The following is a 2,457-nucleotide window of genomic DNA, read 5'->3' on the forward strand; positions in this document are numbered from 1 at the left end:
ACCCTTCTCCTATCGGAGACGCTGCGCGAACGGGAACGCTTTCAGCGAACGGGTTTGCAGTCGCCTGCGGAGGGAAACCCTCCTTTACTCGCTGTCTCACCGTGTCCCCGCGTAAGCGCGTCAACCAAAACGCGAAATCTAAAAAACCTACCCATAAGAGGTGGGGAGTGGGGAGTGGGGAGTAGGGAGTGGGGAAAAGAGATTTTCATGTCATCTTTGTGTGATTGATCACATGGGTTTCTAGCTTGATGTTTGCGTTCAGTCTATAGAACTCCTATTTGATTGCTAAAAAAACTCCGTATACCTCGAAAAATTTGATTCCCTACTCCCTACTCCCCACTCCCCACTCCCTACTCCCTACTCCCTACCTACGCGAATAATTTCATGAATCAAGTCAGATTCCTAATAGTAATTAAGCTTTAGTTCTCGTAGCAGCTTGCTTATGCTTCACCAGCCAGCCGATGCCAGCGGCAATAACTGTGGCACCTGTTGTTAATGGCTCAGGTACTGGATTAATTAATCCATCGTTTTGATCTATTGTTCCTGCAATAGGGTTTCTCAAACGAAGCTTATTACCAATATTTCCAAACAAATAATAATCTGTACTTTGCCCGTTATCCTGACCGACATCAAAATAACCAAACAAAGCCTTCGTATTTGTGTTGTAGTTGAAATCTAAAAAATTATAAACAATGCTGCCATTGTTAACTGAGGTCAAACTATTCAATAGTTTTTTACTAGGATCAAAAAAAGAAACGGTTAGCGATTGAAGTTTGGATTCATCAATGATTGCATCACCTAGAGTTTCATCGTAGGTAAAAAAACCTTGAGCCGAATACCCCGCTTTACCAGTCCAATCAAAGTTGAGTGTAACCGCGTAGACTGGTAGAGCCTCTGCAACACTCAAGCTTATCGCTACCACAGCAGTAGTAACGATACCCAGCTTTTGAGTTAATTTCATCAGAAATTTTTCTCTATTTTTAATTGGATAATTCTAGTGTTAACTCGGAAGTTAACGTTTAATAGATTACTACAGGTATTTTTATTTTAAAAATTCTTCTTAGGTAAACTTTACCTAAATTATTTCTTAATACTCTGGAGAAAGAATAAAATGCATTTGATTGGCGATCGCCACCATCAAACTAGGCTTTAACTGAACCATCTTAGGCGATAATTAACGAGGCACTGTTGCTACCAGTGTGGGTTGTTGGTTGTGACGCACAAGAGGAGGAATTTATGAAGCATGACTTCAAAGCGCTTGCTGAACTGTACAAAAACTCACTCCTCAACGATGTCCTACCATTTTGGGAAAAATACTCACTCGACTGGGAGCAAGGTGGTTATTACACTTGCCTTGATCGCCAAGGTAAAGTTTATGATACAGATAAATTTATCTGGCTGCAAAACCGTCAAGTGTGGACTTTTTCGATGCTTTGCAACCAGATAGAAAAGCATGAAACTTGGCTAAAAATTGCCAGCAATGGCGCTAATTTTCTCGCCCAACATGGCAGAGATACCGAAGGTAACTGGTACTTTGCATTAACTCGTGCAGGCCAACCACTAATTCAGCCATATAATATCTTTTCTGATTGCTTTGCAGCGATGGCATTTAGCCAATATGCCCTCGCCTCTGGCGAAGATTGGGCCAAAGATGTGGCTATGCAAGCCTACAACAATGTTTTACGCCGCAAAGACCACCCCAAGGGCAAATATAGTAAAACTTATCCCGGTACACGCCCGATGAAATCTTTGGCAGTGCCAATGATTTTAGCTAATTTAACTCTAGAAATGGCATGGTTGCTACCCAGCGAAACTCTTGAAGATGTGCTGAGTGCAACTGTTCAAGAAGTCATGACCGATTTTCTCGACCATGAACGCGGGCTAATGTATGAAAACGTGACTCCCGATGGTTCCCACATTGATTGTATGGACGGACGACTAATTAATCCAGGCCACGGCATCGAGGCTATGTGGTTTATTATGGACATCGCTCATCGCCGCAACGATACCAAAACTATTAACCAAGCCGTTAATGTCGTGCTAAATATTCTCAATTTTGCCTGGGACAATGAATATGGTGGGTTGTACTACTTCATGGATGCAGAGGGGCATCCGCCACAGCAGCTCGAATGGGATCAAAAGCTGTGGTGGGTACACCTAGAGTCTTTGGTAGCATTGGCGATGGGCTATCGGCTGACGGGGTTAGAAGCGTGCTGGGAATGGTATCAAAAAATGCATGATTATGCCTGGTCACATTTTGCAGATTCTCAGCACGGTGAGTGGTTTGGCTATCTCAACCGCCGTGGAGAAGTGTTGTTAAACCTCAAAGGCGGCAAATGGAAAGGTTGTTTTCACGTTCCACGGGCGCTGTATTTATGTTGGCAGCAATTTGAGGCGTTGAGTCAATAGACCTCTTGCAAAAGTCGGATACTCGCCAGAAAATAAATTTTCTGGCTG

The 2,457-nt window shown here is 43.1% G+C and carries 2 protein-coding genes; one reads left to right on the forward strand and one right to left on the reverse strand.

Features of this window, described 5'->3' with window-relative positions; genetic code table 11:
- Positions 1-412: 412 nt before the first annotated feature.
- The gene (locus AC5JMF_RS00385) at positions 413-961 is read right to left on the reverse strand and encodes a hypothetical protein (RefSeq protein WP_495793737.1); all 549 of its coding nucleotides are present in this window, start codon (positions 959-961) and stop codon (positions 413-415) included.
- A gap of 275 nt (positions 962-1,236) precedes the next feature.
- Between AC5JMF_RS00385 and AC5JMF_RS00390 the strand changes: the two genes are divergently transcribed.
- Positions 1,237-2,409 (forward strand): n-acyl-d-glucosamine 2-epimerase, encoded by a 1,173-nt coding sequence (locus AC5JMF_RS00390; RefSeq protein ID WP_495793738.1) that lies wholly within the window; start codon positions 1,237-1,239, stop codon positions 2,407-2,409.
- The last annotated feature ends 48 nt before the right edge of the window (positions 2,410-2,457 follow it).

It is taken from the genome of Desmonostoc vinosum (assembly GCF_059505385.1).

Excerpts from the sequence above, each read along its gene's own strand:
- AC5JMF_RS00385 (WP_495793737.1), bottom strand. The coding sequence starts at position 961 with ATGAAATTAACTCAAAAGCTGGGTATCGTTACTACTGCTGTGGTAGCG.
- AC5JMF_RS00390 (WP_495793738.1), top strand. The coding sequence starts at position 1,237 with ATGAAGCATGACTTCAAAGCGCTTGCTGAACTGTACAAAAACTCACTC.